Annotated in this window: 16 protein-coding genes and 1 pseudogene; 9 read left to right on the forward strand and 8 right to left on the reverse strand. The window is 37.0% G+C overall.

Features of this window, described 5'->3' with window-relative positions:
- Positions 1-148: 148 nt before the first annotated feature.
- The 3 genes and pseudogenes from METEV_RS05070 to METEV_RS05080 form a co-directional block, all read right to left on the reverse strand.
- The gene (locus METEV_RS05070) at positions 149-2,350 is read right to left on the reverse strand and encodes a CDC48 family AAA ATPase (RefSeq protein WP_013194481.1); all 2,202 of its coding nucleotides are present in this window, start codon (positions 2,348-2,350) and stop codon (positions 149-151) included.
- Positions 2,351-2,512: 162 nt separating this feature from the next.
- A pseudogene (locus METEV_RS05075) lies at positions 2,513-3,514 on the reverse strand (RNA-guided endonuclease TnpB family protein); the annotation flags it as partial.
- A 195-nt stretch (positions 3,515-3,709) separates the two neighbouring features.
- Positions 3,710-4,408: a (5-formylfuran-3-yl)methyl phosphate synthase gene (locus METEV_RS05080; protein ID WP_013194482.1), complete on the reverse strand. Its 699-nt coding sequence runs from the start codon at positions 4,406-4,408 to the stop codon at positions 3,710-3,712.
- A 45-nt stretch (positions 4,409-4,453) separates the two neighbouring features.
- Here METEV_RS05080 and METEV_RS05085 point away from each other — a divergent pair, with 45 nt between their 5' ends.
- A complete protein-coding gene (locus METEV_RS05085; RefSeq protein ID WP_013194483.1) occupies positions 4,454-5,161 on the forward strand; it encodes a HisA/HisF-related TIM barrel protein in 708 nt (235 codons plus the stop codon).
- A gap of 4 nt (positions 5,162-5,165) precedes the next feature.
- Positions 5,166-5,405, forward strand: coding sequence for a hypothetical protein (locus tag METEV_RS05090; protein WP_013194484.1), 240 nt, complete (start codon positions 5,166-5,168; stop codon positions 5,403-5,405).
- Between the two features lie 2 nt (positions 5,406-5,407).
- On the opposite strand, the gene tmk is transcribed toward METEV_RS05090, so the two are convergent.
- Positions 5,408-6,007 (reverse strand): dTMP kinase, encoded by a 600-nt coding sequence (gene tmk / locus METEV_RS05095; protein ID WP_013194485.1) that lies wholly within the window; start codon positions 6,005-6,007, stop codon positions 5,408-5,410.
- A 33-nt stretch (positions 6,008-6,040) separates the two neighbouring features.
- Positions 6,041-6,178: a hypothetical protein gene (locus METEV_RS12325; protein ID WP_013194486.1), complete on the reverse strand. Its 138-nt coding sequence runs from the start codon at positions 6,176-6,178 to the stop codon at positions 6,041-6,043.
- Positions 6,179-6,247: 69 nt separating this feature from the next.
- Here METEV_RS12325 and METEV_RS05100 point away from each other — a divergent pair, with 69 nt between their 5' ends.
- A complete protein-coding gene (locus tag METEV_RS05100; RefSeq protein ID WP_013194487.1) occupies positions 6,248-6,916 on the forward strand; it encodes a DUF166 domain-containing protein in 669 nt (222 codons plus the stop codon).
- A gap of 45 nt (positions 6,917-6,961) precedes the next feature.
- Positions 6,962-8,683, forward strand: a complete 1,722-nt coding sequence (gene polX, locus METEV_RS05105) for a DNA polymerase/3'-5' exonuclease PolX (RefSeq protein ID WP_013194488.1) — start codon at positions 6,962-6,964, stop codon at positions 8,681-8,683.
- An 11-nt stretch (positions 8,684-8,694) separates the two neighbouring features.
- Here polX and METEV_RS05110 read toward each other — a convergent pair whose 3' ends face one another.
- Together METEV_RS05110 and trxA are read right to left on the reverse strand one after the other, a co-directional pair.
- Entirely contained in the window at positions 8,695-10,125 is a 1,431-nt protein-coding gene (locus METEV_RS05110) for a methanogenesis marker 14 protein (RefSeq protein ID WP_013194489.1), read from the reverse strand.
- Between the two features lie 10 nt (positions 10,126-10,135).
- Positions 10,136-10,537, reverse strand: a complete 402-nt coding sequence (trxA, locus tag METEV_RS05115) for a thioredoxin (RefSeq protein WP_013194490.1) — start codon at positions 10,535-10,537, stop codon at positions 10,136-10,138.
- A 200-nt stretch (positions 10,538-10,737) separates the two neighbouring features.
- On the opposite strand from trxA, the gene METEV_RS05120 reads away from it, so the two are divergent.
- The 3 genes from METEV_RS05120 to METEV_RS05130 all read left to right on the forward strand — a co-directional run bounded on the left by METEV_RS05120 (position 10,738) and on the right by METEV_RS05130 (position 14,909).
- Positions 10,738-11,760, forward strand: coding sequence for a restriction endonuclease (locus METEV_RS05120; protein WP_013194491.1), 1,023 nt, complete (start codon positions 10,738-10,740; stop codon positions 11,758-11,760).
- A 98-nt stretch (positions 11,761-11,858) separates the two neighbouring features.
- The gene (locus tag METEV_RS05125; RefSeq protein ID WP_013194492.1) at positions 11,859-14,663 is read left to right on the forward strand and encodes a heavy metal translocating P-type ATPase; all 2,805 of its coding nucleotides are present in this window, start codon (positions 11,859-11,861) and stop codon (positions 14,661-14,663) included.
- Positions 14,664-14,681: 18 nt separating this feature from the next.
- Positions 14,682-14,909 carry a hypothetical protein gene (locus tag METEV_RS05130; RefSeq protein ID WP_013194493.1) on the forward strand — a complete coding sequence of 76 codons (228 nt, stop codon included), beginning with the start codon at positions 14,682-14,684 and terminating at the stop codon, positions 14,907-14,909.
- 1 nt (position 14,910) lies between these two features.
- Here the strand turns inward: METEV_RS05130 and METEV_RS05135 are convergent, their stop codons facing one another.
- Positions 14,911-15,891 (reverse strand): radical SAM protein, encoded by a 981-nt coding sequence (locus METEV_RS05135; RefSeq protein ID WP_013194494.1) that lies wholly within the window; start codon positions 15,889-15,891, stop codon positions 14,911-14,913.
- 150 nt (positions 15,892-16,041) lie between these two features.
- Between METEV_RS05135 and METEV_RS05140 the strand changes: the two genes are divergently transcribed.
- Together METEV_RS05140 and gatC are read left to right on the forward strand one after the other, a co-directional pair.
- Positions 16,042-17,202, forward strand: coding sequence for a Coenzyme F420 hydrogenase/dehydrogenase, beta subunit C-terminal domain (locus tag METEV_RS05140; protein ID WP_013194495.1), 1,161 nt, complete (start codon positions 16,042-16,044; stop codon positions 17,200-17,202).
- A 146-nt stretch (positions 17,203-17,348) separates the two neighbouring features.
- Positions 17,349-17,630 carry an Asp-tRNA(Asn)/Glu-tRNA(Gln) amidotransferase subunit GatC gene (gene gatC / locus METEV_RS05145; RefSeq protein WP_013194496.1) on the forward strand — a complete coding sequence of 94 codons (282 nt, stop codon included), beginning with the start codon at positions 17,349-17,351 and terminating at the stop codon, positions 17,628-17,630.
- Positions 17,631-17,633 lie beyond the last annotated feature (3 nt).

Consider the following 17,633-nt stretch of genomic DNA (forward strand, 5'->3'; position numbering starts at 1 on the left):
ATTTATCCCCGTGTTTCATTTTGAAGAAATGAAACTCGCATTAAATCTGCGATTTGATGCGATGCTGAAGACATCGGGGTTTTCTACCTTCCGTTATTATAAAAAAAGTATGAACTTGTGTACAGTTTAACTTTTTTAGAACATTGTATCAGCCATTGTTTGAATCTGAATCAGACTGGATATACATCCTCGCATTCTGGTCATAGAACTGCATGTCTTTTTTGGATGTAGTAGGTTTTGTTCTTGCAATGGCTTTTTCAAAATGTGACCAGTTAATTTTTATTCTATTTGCAATATCCTTTGCTTCGGATTTGCTGAGTCCTGGTTTTATAACTTCACGAAGTGCAAGCAAAGCTGCTTCTCTACAGATAGCTTCTATATCCGCTCCTGAATAACCTTCTGTTATATTTGCAAGTTTTTCAATGTCCACGTTATCTGCAAGTGGTTTGCCTTCAAGATGTATGTTAAATATCATTTTTCTACTCTCTTTTTCAGGAATACTCACATACACCATCCTGTCGAAACGTCCTGGACGCAGAAGGGCGGGGTCAACTATATCCAACCGGTTTGTGGCGGCTATAACAACCACATCTTTGAGTTCTTCTATACCATCCATTTCTGTAAGTATCTGGCTTACTACACGCTCTGTAACATTGGAATCGTTACTTTTTCCGCGACGAGGTGCAATAGAATCGATTTCATCAATAAAAATCACTGTAGGTGCTGCCTGTTTAGCTTTTCTAAACGTCTCTCTTATAGCACGTTCTGACTCTCCTACATACTTACTCAACAGTTCCGGACCTTTTATACTTATAAAATTAGCCTCACTTTCACCGGAAACGGCTTTTGCAAGCATGGTTTTTCCTGTGCCAGGGGGACCATAGAGTATAACCCCTCTTGGAGGAGTTGTATTCACCGCTTTAAACAAATCAGGATATTTAAGAGGCCATTCAACAGCTTCTGAAAGTTCCTGTTTAGCATTATCCAGACCCCCTATATCATCCCAGTTGATATGTGCTACCTCTACAACCACTTCCCTCATGGCAGAGGGTTCAATGTTTTTAAGGGCTTCATAAAAATCGTTTTTTGTAACTTTCAGGCTATCCAGTATATCCGGTGGTATTTCTTCCTCAATTTTAATATGCGGCATTATTTTTCTCAAAGCTCTCATTGCCGCTTCTTTACAGAGTGATGCAAGGTCTGCTCCAACAAAACCATGTGTAATATCTGCCAGTTCATCAAGGACAATATCATTATCAAACGGCATTCCTCTGGTATGTACTTTTAAAATTTCCAGCCTTGCATCTCTGTCAGGTATTTCTATCTCTATTTCCCGGTCAAACCTACCGCCACGTCTTAGAGCTTCATCCACTGAACTCGGGCGATTAGTTGCTGCAATAACTATTACTTCTCCTCTGGATTTGAGTCCGTCCATTAGTGAGAGAAGTTGTGCTACAATCCTTTGTTCTACTTCCCCGGAAACCTCACCACGTTTTGGTGCAATGGAATCAATTTCATCGATAAAGATTATAGATGGAGCATCATTTTCTGCCTCTTCAAATATCTCACGCAATTTTTCCTCGCTTTCTCCATAGTATTTGGACATTATTTCAGGTCCGCTGAGAGATATAAAATTCGCATCTGTTTCATAGGCGACAGCTTTTGCAATCAGAGTTTTACCAGTTCCTGATGGACCATAAACCATTACACCTTTTGGAGGTTCAATCCCAAGTTTTTGGAATAATTCAGGGTGTCTTAGCGGAAGTTCTATCATTTCCCTTACAAGACCGATTTCGCGTTTGAGACCACCGATATCTTCATAGGTTATCCTTTCGGTAGTTTCACCTTCACTGTCAACGGATTCATCTTTTAATCTGATAGATGTGTCATTAGTAACGACTGCAGGACCGGCAGGTTTGATGGAAACTACTACAAAATATAGTGGTTCATTAACAGTTTCCACTCTGACCCATTCACCACGTGTGACAGGTCTGCCCTCAAGCATACGTGAAAGATACTGCGCCCCTTTGACAAAATGAACAGGTTTTGCAGGTGCAAGTGTAACTTTATCTGCGGTTTTAGCCTGTATTTTACTGACTACAACTATGTCGTCAATACCTACACCTGTATTGCTTCTTGTATTGCCATCTATTCTGATGACATCTTTTGCTGTATCGTTTTCATAAAATGGCTGGATAACTGCATATCCCTGTTTTTTGCTTCTGATTTCTATAATGTCCCCACTGACTGCGCCGAGTTTCTGCATTGACTCTCTGTCCACCCTGGCGATACCCTTCCCCACATCTTTATGATAAGCTCTGGAAACATGAACTGTTATATTTTCGTTCATTTTTTGACTACCTGTTTATGCATTCTGCATTATTGGGTGGTGTAACCATCTATATAGTGAACTACCAATTGGCTAAAGACCAAGTGGCTCCTTAAATAAAAAATTTAAGGATAACTTTAAATCTATGATTTAAAGTGCTTCCTGTTTCATCCTTTTCCCTTATTTAAGTTCTAAATCCTTATTATAATATCCACATACATGACAGATTTTGCTTGATGGATCGAATCGTCCTATCTTGATGATATTTTTACCATACCATGCTGCTTTATATTCCAATTTCTGAACGAAACTACTCCATGAAGCATCAGTTATATGCTGTGCCAGATTATGATTTCTCAGCAATCCTTTAACATTCAAACATTCCAGTGCTACAGCTTGGTTCTCGCTTATCAACCTGGAACTTAATTTATGCTGGAAATCTTCTCTCTGATTAGCAATTTTCTCATGATATTTTGCTATTTGATGTTTCAGTTTCTTGTAATTGTTAGAACCTTTCTTTTTTCTGCTGAGCCTTTTCTGTAATACCTTCAATCTTTCAATCGAATTTTTCAGGTACCTTGGATTATCGATTTTTTCACCGTCGGATGTAACAGCGAAATCCTTGATTCCTACATCGACTCCTACTGTATTATTTTGGTCGAATTTGTATTTTTGTGGTAATTGTTTTCCGTCATCGACTAAAATACTGATATAATATTTTCCTGTCGGTGTTCTTTTTATAGTTGCAGTCCTTTGTTTACCTTTAAACCTTCTATGAAGCCTGGTTTTTATCCAGCCGATTTTAGGTATGTATACTTTATTATTACCAAAATCGACTTTATACCATTGAGGAATAGGGAAAGATTGAACAGGGTTTTTCTTGGATTTAAACTTTGGGAAACCTGATTTTTCTCTGAAAAACTTGGTGAAAGCATTTTCCAGATTAAGAGTGGCTCCCTGTAATGATTGTGAGTTAATCTCTTTCAACCATTCATAGTCACCTTTTAATGCCCTTATTCGTTTGTTCAATTCAAATCTTGATATTGCTTTACCATCCTGCTCATAAGATTTGATTTTGTTCTCCAATGCCCAGTTGTATATGAACCTACAAGCTCCTATATGTTTTGCTATTAACTCCTATTGTGTTTGATTTGGATACATACGGTACTTGTAGGCTTTTAACATATTACAGTAAATATTATTTGTCATTATTTATATGTTAAGTTATATTTTGGACGGTATTCAGCCCTGATGCTGAAGACATCAGGGTTTTCTACCTTCCATTATTATAAACATTTTTCATCTTTTTAGGCCTTTTCAGATAAACCAGACTGAACAGATTATTTTTAAAAATAATTACAAAAAGGACAAGTAAAAATATTAGAGTTGAGCTTTGACTTTTGTCACAAGTTCTTCCTGTACAATAGTGTTCCGGTCACCGCCACACACAATACCTCTAACACCTATAATATCCGGTTTTATCCTTTTAAGCGGTTCAAGGTCATCAAATTTTATAGAACCAGCAAGAGCAGTCTCAAGACCATAACTGTGTGCCAAATCCACAAATTCTGATAATGTATTTTCCGACATGAAATAAAAAGTAGATTTACCATCTTTATGACCTGTATCCATCATAACAAGGTCTACTCCTGCATTTGCACCGATTTCTGGAAGTTTCATCGGAGATATGGAATTTATACGCTGATAATCAGAGTATCCACAGGCTACGACCTTTTTATTACTGTCATAACTTTTTACTGAATTTGTTATGTTTTCCAGCATATCATATGCCTGTTCTTCTGTCTGGATGTCATAAAGTCCTACTTTTATATATTCAGCACCTGATGATGCAGCACCATAGGCAGCAAGGGACGCAGTTCCGGGTTTATAATTGAAATCACCTATAGTTGCACTGATAGGTTTTTTTGAATCGATGGAATCCTTCACTTCTTTTATAACCCAGGGGAAGTTAGCTCCAAGTGAACCCTCTTTTGGATTTTTAACATCGATTATATCAGCACCACCGTTACAGGCAGAAACCGCTTCTTCTGTATTGATTGGACTAACTAATAATTTCATAATTGACCCTCTTTTTTATATTAGGAACAAATGTATTAATTAAATATGTTTCGAATGGTATTAGTACTGGATATATATAATCGTAATGTAGTACATGCAAAAGGTGGAGACCGCAAACATTACCATCCAATAAATCAGACCAGTAAGATTTGTAACAGTTCCAACCCGATTGAAATAATAGAAACCGTAAGACCCAAAGAAGTTTATGCAGCGGATTTAAATATATTGCAAGGAACTGGTAGTTGTAATACAAATTATGAGGTGATCAGTTCAATATCAGAAAAAACCAGTACAATGGTTGATATGGGTATAACATCATTTAATGATATATCAGATGCATTATCCATCGCAGATAAAATTGTTCTGGGAACTGAAACCGCATCAATAGATGTTATATCTAAAGCCGCATACTATTACCCAGGTCGTATAAATGTCAGCATTGATAAAAAGGATAATAAAATTCTAAAAACTGACCCTGATATACCCGATAATCCTTTTGAGATTATTAAAATTTTAAATGATGTTAATATACAGGATGTTATTGTTCTTGATATGGACAGTGTAGGCACTTCAAGTGGTGTGGATTCAGAATTTTTAAGTAATGTTGTATCCTGTTCAAAACATGATATTCTTCTTGGCGGCGGTGTCAGGGATGTAGATGACATCGAAACCCTTAAAAATGCTGGTGTAAAGGGTGCACTTGTAGCCACAGCATTACATAACAGGTCAATCCCAGTAGAGATGGTAAGGTGAAAAAATGGAAAATGATGATGCAATAGATGAAATAGACGAAGGAGAAGGGTTTACAGAAATCAAAATGGGTGGTGGATGGTATCTGACCATTGCCCTTGCAACGAGTGAAAAATACGATAAAGAATACGTAGAGATAGCAAAAGAAAGAAGCGGACAGAAAAAAGGTCGTTTCAATTTGAATCCAAGATATGTTAGAGAACTTGGAGAAGCTCTAACCAAGTTTGCCGATGATAACGACTTATAATCTCATATATAAGATGTGATTATATCCACCACATCTTTTTCCACTTCTTCTATTGGCTGGCTTGAATCCACAACAACAAACCTCTCAGGGTTATCTTTCATAAGTCTTTGATAGTTATCATATACCTGTTGTAAAAACTCCATCTTCTCGAATTTGGTCTGTTCTCCCCTATTGCCGCACCGCTCAATAGCAAATTCGGGGTCAATATCAAGGAAAATTGTAAGGTCTGGTATAATAGTCCAGCCGTCATGGATTTTTTGAACCCATTTTATCGGGTCTTCAAATTTTTCCGAAAGAGTGACACCCTGATAGGCACATCTGCTGTCCAGATACCTGTCAGAAATAACATTTTTACCGTTCTCAATAGCAGGATATATTGTCTTTGATATGTGTTCGGCATGGTCGGAGGTGAACAGGAAAAATTCTGCAATCTGGTCGGTATCCGAACGTATAGCCTGTTCTACGGCTTTTCCAATCCAGTTTTTTGTTGGTTCTCTTGTAAATACTACATTAGAAAGTGACGGATGATTCATTAGCCGTTCTGTAATGGTGGATTTACCTGAACCATCAATACCTTCAAGTGTGATCAATTTGCCTTTCATTGCCAGATACCATTTCAATCATTATATTTTTATTTATGCACGTTGTGTGTCTTCACTACCACACTGGGGGCATTTAATAGGCATAAAATTCGGGTCTTCCTGGAATTCAAAACTACATATATTGCATCTGAAAAATACCATTGACTGGTTAATATTGTCTATGTCTCCCATTTTATTCACCTATACAGAATTTTAACAGCCAAATAATATTAATTTTACCATTTTATCAAAAAGATATTTATGACTACAATCGGTGTAATTACAAGAGGTAAATACGGGAAACGGTTAATCGATACTCTCAGGTCAAAAAGCGATTTTAATATTGTAACTGCAGAACTTCCGACAAAACTCCCTGAATTTATTGATGAACCAGATGTTTATTTCAACAACCTTGACCTTGATAACAAGGTATTTAAAGCTGACATTTTAATAACCTATTCACTACATCCCGACCTTACATCAGAAATCGCACGTATTGCAGGTAGATCAGGTGTCAGGGCGCTGATTGTTCCGGGGGGTACATCAAGAGCACCCATTAACGAACTGGAAAGATATTCAAAAGAATATGGTATACATATAGAAGTAGATGATATTTGTTGTGCACTCGATTCATGTCCTGAAACATCAGAATTTACATCTATATTTGGTCGTCCTGCTCTTAAAATAAAAACTGACGAAAGGAAAATAACAGATGTTGATGTAATTCGTGGAGCTCCTTGTGGAAGCACATGGTATATGGCAGAAAACCTTATTGGTACTGATATTAAAGATGCTGCATCTTACGGGGGATTGCTGATTCAACAATATCCATGCCGTGCAGTAAGGGGGGGAAAAGGGGGAATTCACGAATCTGCCGAACTTCATAAAAAAGCAATAGAAAAAGCAATAGAAAAAGCACTTGAAAAATAATATAATGCATTTATAAAATTAATCTATTCTGGTTGTGGAATTGATATGGACAATCATGATATTGCCCGGATATTTTCCAAAACTGCCAAAATGCTTGAATTCCAGAATGCGAGTTCATATAAGATAAAAGCATACAATAGGGCATCCTATCGGATAAAAAACCTCAAAGAGGATATCAACAACTTACATGAAGACGATAGGTTGGACAGTATACCGGGTGTCGGGAAATCATTCAAAAACAAAATTGTTGATATATTAAATACTGGTACATTTTCTGAATATGAGAAAATCAGGCAGGAAATACCTGTGAATATAGAGGAACTAATGGCTATCCCGGGAATGGGTCCTAGAATCACTCAGTTTCTTTATAAACGACTCGGTATAAGAACTATTGATGATTTAAAAGAAGCAGCAAGAACCCATAGAATCCGACGACTTCCTAATATGGGTGCCATAAAGGAAGAACGCATTTTAAATGCTATTAAACGTTATGAAAAAAGAGGAGCTGATAGAATCCTGCTTGAAACAGCCCGACAAGTTGCTGATGATATCAAATCAATTCTGGAAACCATTCCATACACTAAAGTTTCTGTTGTGGGAAGTGTCCGAAGGCAGAAGGAAACAGTTAACAATATTAATCTTATTGTAACCACGGATTATCCAAAAGATGTGATTAATTGTTTTACTCGAATAAAAGGTGTACAGACAATACTGAATAAAGCAGACAAATGGGTCAGTATAATCTACAACGGTGGTATACCTGTAGATTTGCAGATAGTTGATGATGATTATTTTGGACCAACACAAATTCATTTAACGGGTTCAAAGAAACATAATATCCATCTTCAGCAAATAGCATCATCCATGAATCTGCATCTAAGTAAATTTGGTCTCATCAATCTCGAAGATGGGAACAAATTAACCTCTAAAACTGAAAATGATATATATCAGAAAATGGGGCTGGATTATATACCACCGGAACTAAGAGAAGATAGGGGAGAAATAGAATCAGCTTTTAACGGTGCACTTCCTGAACTTGTTACTGCTGATGATATAAAAGGTGATCTTCATATTCATTCAAACTGGAGTGATGGTAAAAGTACTATACAGCAAATTGCAGATAATGCTCGCAGTCTGGGATATGAATATGTAGCTATCTGCGACCATTCAAAATCAAGGGCAAATGCCAGTGGTTTATCAGAAGGTCAGCTTCTAAGACGTATGGACGAAATTGAAAAAATAAACAGCAGATATGATGATTTCCGTATTCTTGCAGGAACTGAATGCGATATTAAGGCAAATGCATCTCTTGATTATAACAGCAATATTTTGGAAAAAATGGACATTGTAATTGCAGCGATACATACAGGTTTTGATGAAGATAAAAAAACAATAACAAAGCGGATTGTCAGAGCACTGGAAAATGAGTATGTTAATGTTCTGGCACATCCTACAGGTAGAAGACTGGGTGAAAGGGCGGAATATGATGTGGATATGGATAAGTTAATGGAAACTGCAAAAAGGAATAATAAGATATTGGAAATTAATGGCTCACCTTCACGCCTTGATTTAAATGATATAAATGCAAAGACGGCAAAGGAAATGGGCATACCGCTGGTCATAAACACCGATGCTCACTGGACTCATGATATGTCCAGAAATATGAAAACCGGGGTAAATGTTGCAAGGCGTGGATGGCTTGAACCAAAAGATGTGGTAAATACCCAAAACCTAGATGATTTTTGTAGTTTTATGGGTATCGATTGATAGTTTCTGTTTTATTTATTTTGCAGTTTAATCCGTTCACCGAGTATACATTTACCACCTCTATGACCGCCCAGTGGGTTGGAAGGGGTGCCAAGGGAATTCATACATCTTGCCATGACTGCAGCACCTCTGGCAAGTCCATCATCTACAAAAACTACATGTTCGTCTATTTTGTCATGGATTTGGAGTTCATCAAGGTATTCCAGTACCAATTTGGGTTTATTACCGGTAAGAGCGGCTCTTCCACTTAGACCTATGGCTGTATCATCAAACACTAAACCTTCTTCTTTGGCAACTTTAATAAGCCGATAGACTACTTTTGCCATTACTACATCAATTACGGCATAAACTACCTGAAGCCCTTCTTTTTTATATATCTCATTCCCAAGTTCCATTAATTTATCAAGATCACTACCGTTTTCTCCTACATCACATCCTATAAGAGTTACTCCGCTATCTTTTGCAGCAGAAGGGTTAACTGGAACACTACCGTATTTGTTTCTATCTACTGGAACTCTTTCAATATTGATATGTTCATGGATTTTTTCAGCATAGTTTTGGATGGCTTTGTCCTTCATTTTCAATTTGATGAAATTCATGACCTTCTGGTCAAAAATTTCCAGTGCAGTACCCAGGTTTTCATCAACTCTGCCTGTACCTCTGATAATTGCATCAGGTATTGCACCTGCATAACCACATAGGTTACCGATTGTGTTGGCATAAGGTTCGTCTGGGCTGATTATACGTCCGGCAAGAGTAGTTCCAAAATCTATGGATATACAGGGGTTTCTATAATCAATATCTGCCCATTTAGCCCCTTCTTTAATACCTGCTGTTACCAGTTCACCTTCCATTTCATTTGCTACGACTTCAACACCTGTCGCACCTGTTGGGGGGTTAACACTTGCTACAGCACCGTCAAAAATGACCTGATTCAATTTGCTGTATTTGCGGTATTCTTTAGGAATATTGTCAAGCGACATAGGTGGTGTCATTTTATTGGGAGGAATATCTGCCATAAGACAGCCATCAGCCATTGCTTTGATAAACTCTCCTACATCATCCGGAACATCAAACCCGGCTACAACACCAGTTGAGCGTACTACAAAATTTAGGTCGGTTTTAACATCAAGTTTTGCCTTTTTCACAGCATCAAGTAATGTGTCCCGTACAAGTTCTGCAACTGATTCTCTTGTAAATTCCACACCGCTTAATGTTTTTCCAAATACAGTTTCTCCTGATTTAGGTTTTCTTACATCTCTTGTCATTCTGACATTTTTTGTAATATGTCTGGTTTTACCATCTTCAAGGTTTGTCGCCATCAGAATACATTTGGTGGTGGTATTTCCGACCTCGACCGATGCTACGACAAAATAGGGTTTGGTTCTAATATCAAGTACACTGACACTGGGGCTATCAGCAATTTTTGGTTTGTATCCCATTTAACTCAACTCACATATGAGGTTGCAATCTCTTTATAATATCCTGTTTTGATACTGCACCTATTATATAATCTATAAGAACTTTGTTTTTGAAAATAAGTAATGTTGGTATACTGGATATTCCAAATTTTTTGGCTGATTCCTGGTTATTATCAACATCAAGTTTTGCAAAAACCGCTTTACCCTGATATTCAGAAGCAAGTTCCTCTATTGCTGGGGCTATTTTTTTACATGGTCCACACCATTCAGCCCAGCAATCGATTACTACTAATGGATATTTTGAAACCGTTTCGTCCACGTTAGAGTCTGTAACATCAAATGGTTTTGACGGGTAAGAACGCCTTTCCATTGATTTTTGTATTTCTTTAATCTTTTTTTTCCTTATTTCTTCCAGTTCCTCTAAATCTTCCATAATACCATCCGGTTTGTTTTTTAAAGGTAATGTGTAATATAAGGTAGTTATTTATATAAATTATATTATTGAGTTGTCAACTATATGGATAGGTAACTGAAATCACTTAAAGTTTTGCATGGTTTTTAAACATTCTTGCAAAACCGTTAAATATTAAATTAGAAAACAAAATAATTTATAAAAAACAGAAATTGATTATTATGTCTCAATGGTCGATAGAACATCTTCTTCAAATGGACCCGTATGATTTTGAAAAACTTGTAGCTTACCTTTTCACTAATATGGGTTATAAGGCAGAGGTAACAAATCAGTCAAGAGATGATGGTGTTGATGTTGTACTAAAACTGGAAAAGTTTGGATTGTCTCATAAATGGCTTGTTCAGGCTAAACGTTATTCCAAAACGGTAGGTGTTAAAGAAATACGGGAATACAGCAGTTTACGCTACCAAGATGATGTGGAAGGTATTATTGTTGTGACCACCGATGAGTTTACAGATGATGCAAAAACTGAAGCGAAAAAGCATAATTTAAAACTTATCGAAGGTGGATTGCTGGTTGAGATGCTAAACTACTACTGTCCCGATGGACAGGAAGAACCAGAGGACATTATATCTGAAAATTCTGAAAATTTATCCATTGCAGATGACGTCATCTTAAAAAATGATGAATCCGTAATGGCGAATGAACCTGCTGTGGTCAAAGGACAAAAATTAATGGTTGCAGTAACTAACAAAAATATCTATCTGATAAAAAAAACATTGGGTATATTTTCAAGAAAAACCGATATCTATCGACAGATAAATGTTAATAATATAGTGGGTATACACACTAATAACAGAGAAATTTACCTTTTGACCGGACAAAATGGTGATATTGAAATTTTTAATATCCATCCAAAAAAACCAGAAAAACTTTTTGAAACATTTTCCAATCTAAAAGCTGAATATACAAAAGGAGAATATCTTTTAAAATTTGAAATTAAAAAAGAGGGTTATCTAATTCTTACCAGTAAAAGGCTAATGGACCTAAATTCTGATAATGAAGTTGAAGGAGAATTTAATTTGAAAAATATAGTGGGTACAGGGGTGACAAATACAGGATTATTTAAAAAACAGAAACTTGTTGTGTGGTTTTCATCAGATAAAGTAAATAAATATGAGATAGATGTTGATAATGTACAGGAGTGGCAGAATTCAATTAACGGTGCAGTGAAAACAGTATAATTTATATATGCATTCACACCGTGAAATAAATATATGTCGTCATTGTAATTATAAAGGTGAAAAGCAAAATTCTGATTTTACAAAGGTGATGGTGTCTGATGGTAATTAAAACCACTATTAAAGTCTATGGAATGTCGTGCAAACACTGTGTGAAAAGTGTAACAGATGCCATCTCAGAACTTGAAGGTGTGGAATCAGTTGATGTTGACCTTGAAAATGAATGGGCTATTGTTACCTTTGATTCTGAAACCGTAAATCTTGATGATATCAGACAGGCTGTAACAGATGCCGGTTATCAACCGGGTGAAGAAGTAGATGAAACAGGAAACACACAGACCTGTCCTGTAGAAGGAGAGGAAAGTCAAGAATCAGGTACCTGTCCGATTGTTACTGAGGAAGAAGAAACAGAAGAACCCGGACATTATGCAACATCAACGCTTGACATCAATTTTAAAGTTACAGGGATGACCTGTGCATCTTGTGCTAAAAATGTAGAAAAAGTACTCAAAAAGCAATCCGGTGTAGTGTCAGCAACAGTAAATATAGCACTTGAAAAAGCATCTGTGACCTATGACCCTTCTGTTGTGTCTTCAAAAGAATTGAAAGATGCTGTTGTATCAATCGGTTATGGTGTAGAGCGGGATACAATAGACTTGAATATTGGTGGTATGACCTGTGCATCCTGTGCCAAAAATGTAGAAAAGGTACTCAAAAAACTGGAAGGTGTGGAATCGGTCAGTGTAAACCTCCCTCTTGAAAAGGCACATTTAGTCTATGATTCATCCCTTGTATCAGTAACTGATATGAAATCAGCAGTTGAGGATATAGGATATTCTGCAACATCTGAAAAAAAGGAATTAGAATCCGACCGTGAACGTGAAGCCAGAGAAACCGAGATGAAACAACAGCGTACTAATCTTATTATTGCTGCAGCACTGGTTCTCCCAATATCTCTTGGAGATATGAGCACTGCTTTTCCGAATATCCTCTGGTTCGTACCTCCGTTCCTTGCTAATGAGATTCTTCTGTTTTTACTGACAACTATTGTAATGATATTTCCGGGTAGGCAGTTTTTTACCGGTACTTTTGAGGATTTCAAACACGGTGTAACCGATATGGATCTTCTCATAGCAACAGGTACAGGGGCTGCATATGCAGTAAGCGTTGCTGCTACATTCTTTAATCTTGGTCCGGGTTATGATGAGACCTATTATCATACGGCTGCAATGCTAATAACATTTATTGTATTTGGCAGATACATGGAATCCAAAACCAAGGGCAAGACTTCTGAAGCTATCAGAAAACTGATGGGTCTGAAAGCCAAAACTGCAAGAGTTATTGTAGATGGTGAGGAGAAAGAAATACCTGTAGAGGATGTGGAAATCGGTAATATTGTTGTTGTCCGACCCGGTGAAAAAATACCTGTGGATGGAGAAGTGACAGATGGTTCATCTGCTGTTGATGAATCCATGATAACAGGAGAAAGTATACCTGTTGATAAAGATCCAGGTGATACTGTAATAGGAGCTACCATCAACAAATCAGGTACATTGAAATTCAGAGCCAGTAAGGTAGGTTCTGAAACTGCACTTGCCCAGATTATCCAGCTTGTGGAGAATGCTCAGAGCTCAAAACCACCGTTACAAAGGATAGCCGATGTTGTAGCCGGTAATTTCATACTGGCGGTACATATAATCGCCCTTGTCACATTTATGGTCTGGTTTTTGATAGGGTATGAAGCATTTGATGTATCCCTGTTCAGCAATATAACAAGTCCATTTCTGTTTTCCCTTCTTATAGCTATAACCGTGCTTGTAATATCCTGCCCCTGTGCAGTAGGGCTTGCGACACCCGCTGCTATTATGGTAGGCACTGGTAAAGGTGCTGAAAACGGTATATTGATAAAAACAGGAGAAGCACTGGAAAGAGCCCAGAAACTTGATACAATTGTTTTTGATAAAACCGGGACCCTTACAGTAGGTGAACCGGAATTGACAGATGTTGTAGGTACGGATGATTATTCAGACGATGAGGTCTTAAGAATTGCTGCTACTGTAGAAAAGGGTTCTGAACATCCTCTTGGCGAGGCAATTGTAAAAGGCGCTCAGGCACGTGACATTAATCTCAAGACAGCAGAAAACTTCAAAAATATACCCGGTCACGGGGTTGAAGCTTCACTTGAAGGTAAACGGATACTTCTTGGTACACGAAAACTGATGGATGATAACGATATTGATATCTCTGGTCTTGATAAAAAAATGGAAGAATTTGAAAATGATGGCAAGACTGCAATGCTAATAGCATCGGATAATACAGCAATCGGAGTAGTTGCAGTTGCAGATACTCTGAAGGAAAACTCAAAACATGCTGTTGACAAAGTTCATAAAATGGGTATTGAAGCCATAATGATAACAGGTGATAATAAAAGAACCGCTGAAGCTATTGGAAGACAGGTAGGTATGGATAGAGTACTTTCAGAAGTCCTTCCAGAACAGAAAGCTTCAGAAATTAAAAACCTTCAGAACGAGGGCAGAGTTGTTGCAATGGTAGGTGACGGTATTAATGATGCACCTGCACTGACACAATCTGATATCGGGATTGCAATGGGTGCAGGGACAGATGTGGCAATGGAATCTGCAAAAATCGTCCTTATCAAAAACGACCTTATTGATGTGATTGCTTCCATACGTTTAAGCAAACTCACCATGAGGAAGATAAAACAGAACCTTTTCTGGGCATTTGGTTATAACAGTGTCGGAATACCCATTGCTGCAGGGATATTGTATCCTTTTGTTCATCAAATATTGATAAGCCCTGCTTTTGCAGCAGCGTTAATGGCTATGAGTTCAGTTTCTGTAACTACAAACTCGCTTTTGATGAAAAGAGGCAGTATTAAAGAATAATTGTGCAGGGGTTATATTGTGAAGGATAACTTAAAAGGAAAATACAGTCTGGTTGCAAGCATTATAACATCGGTTGTAATCACTGTTTTATTTATGTTTCTTGCTATTATCAAAAACAATACAGATATATCACCAATGTATACACAGGTTGATATTATAGGTGGAGCACTTTTTGTATTCCTGCTTACAATGATAGTTTCTGCCTCTATATGGCCCAGTATAATAGAAAAATACGTATCAAAATGATTCAGTAATCAAGGTCTATATGAGGATTGAGGTCACATCCGGTACATGGAAGACACATTGTCCGCGATTCATCTGCTCTTAAACCATTTCTATCAAGTTCTCTGCGAAGTATATGGGTGAGTTTAAGCAATCTTTTTGCTGATGGTCTTTCAATTTTAATCTCACCTTTTCTCAGGGATGGCATGGCACCTGCTCTAAGTATAGGGATAACTCCTATTGATGTGAGTTCCTTAATTCCTTTTTCAACGGTTTCATCAGATTCACCAAGACCAATTATAAAATTGGAAAAGACTTTATTTTTTCCAAATATTTTAACTGCTTCACTCAGATGTTTTAGTATTACGTCAAGTTCCTGTCCACCACAAGCTTTCTGATAGACGTCACGGTCCATTGTTTCAACGTTGTATTTAATCTCGTAAGCTCCTGCTTCTTTTAAACGTTTTGATGAATCGTTTGTCGGATAAATTGAAACACCAATGGGAACATTATATTTTTTTACTTCTTTGACTATCTCAACTGTTCTATCTACTTCTTTTTCAGGTGTGTCTGCTACACCTGATGTAATAGATATAGCTTTCATACCTCCTGTTGAGTGGGCTTCATGTATATATTGAAGTACTTCATCAAATGTTTTGATTTTCCCGTTAAGTTTGGGGACAGGACAGAATTTACAGTCATATACACATTTTTCACTGATTGTTATGTATGCCTGTTCAGGGCAGTGAATTAGTTCCTGTTCAAATTCACCTCTGACAAACTCTTTCCCGTTTTTATAAATAACCATTTTACTGTCTTTTATTGTAGCTTTAAGTGGTGACTTTTCATCAATCGTAAGGCGAACTCTTTTGTTTCCTGATTTAAAGAACAATGCAGTTTTACCAGCACCAGGACCAGCAGTAGGAACAGTTATTTTTTCAAATAAAGAAGAATCTGCATCAACCGTACCAATGGATATTAACTCAGCTTTTGTTTCTGGTTTCATTTTACTCACCAGATATAAATGGAATAAATTCTATCATAATAATAGGTCAATAGTAGTATAAGGTGGTATTTATTTTATACCCCATAACCACAAATCCAGTATTTTGTATTGTAAAACTATCATTTTAACCAATTAACCGGAGGTATCCAAATACCTATCGACCCCATATGTAAAAAAGAAGTTTCTGAATCATCAGAATATGTTTCTGAATCCGGTGGTAAAAACCAATATTTTTGTTGTCCTGAATGCAAGAAGAAATTCGATGAACTTGAAAACAGTGTAATACGTCTCAGACGTACACTTGAGGATAAGGAAAAAATATCATTTGGTAAACTAAACAAGGAAATAATTAAACCTGGAATATGTACTCTTTGTGGTGCATGTGCGGCAACCTGTGAATCTATTGTTATTGAAGGTGAACAGCCAAAATTGAGAGGTAAATGCACTGCATGTGGAGTTTGTTATAATCAATGTCCAAGGACAATTACCACAGAAGAAGGTCTTATAGGTGATATACGTTATCCATATTCTGCTCAAACTGCTATTAAAGGTTTGGAAGGTCAGGATGGTGCAGTTGTTACCTCTATGCTGGCATATGCACTTGATGAAGGATTAATTGATTGTGCTATTGTTACCACCACCTCAAATGAAGAACCATGGAAGCCTATACCAATTGTTGCAACAAGTTACGAAGAACTTGTAAAAGCCAGAGGTAGTAAATATATACACAGCATGACTATGGAAGCTCTTATGGGGGCAATACAGGAAGGAATGCGTAGTATTGCTTTTGTGGGTACAAGCTGTAATATAGATGCTGTTACCAAGATGCAAAAAAGTCCTTACGGGTTTTTGCATATGTTTATGCGTGCCAACATATTAAAACTTGGACTTTTCTGTATGGATACATTCTACTATGACGGTATAAAAGAATTTGTTGAAAACCATGGTATGAAACTTGAAGCTATCGATTCAATGAAAATCCGCAAAGGTAGATTCGAATTTTATATGGGGGATGAAGTCAGAAGTTACAATCTTAGTGATTTTGACAGTTACAGAAGCAGTTCATGTCGGTTCTGTACAGACCTTGCATCAGAAAATGCAGATATATCATTTGGAGGTATAGGTTCTCCTGATGGCTGTACTACAGTTATTGCCCGTTCAGGTATGGGTTATGAAATATTCAATGAAGCTGTTGATAGGGGTTACATCAAAGCCAGACAATTAACCCAGAAGGAGATGCAGCCGGTTTTGAATCTTGCAAAACTTAAAAAGGTACAGATGTATTCTCTTATACGCCGTCAGAATGCCTGATTTTTTATTTTTTGATTTGCTTATGCCCGATATTCGTTTAAAAATCCATAAGTAATTAATATAAGGTACTTGTTTTTATTAATCCACATTTAAATGAATCAAGTAAGAAATATTTGGTTATTTCATTCAGTTTTCGAGGAATTATAATGATAACAAAAGAAGATGTAGAACATGTGGGATGGCTTGCACGCATCGAAATCGATGAAAAAGATGCTGATGAATATGCTTCCCAGCTCAATGATGTTTTAAACCATTTTGAACAGCTTGATGAAGTTGATACTGAAAACGTCCCTCCAACCTATCATGTAATAGACCTGGTTAATGTATTCAGGGAAGATGTTGCCAGAGAATCACTGACACAGGATAAAGCACTTGAAAACACTTCCAGTTCAAAAGAGGGTTACTTCAAATCCTACAGGATAATCTAATGC

The sequence above is a fragment of the Methanohalobium evestigatum Z-7303 genome (assembly GCF_000196655.1).
GTDB lineage: Archaea > Halobacteriota > Methanosarcinia > Methanosarcinales > Methanosarcinaceae > Methanohalobium > Methanohalobium evestigatum.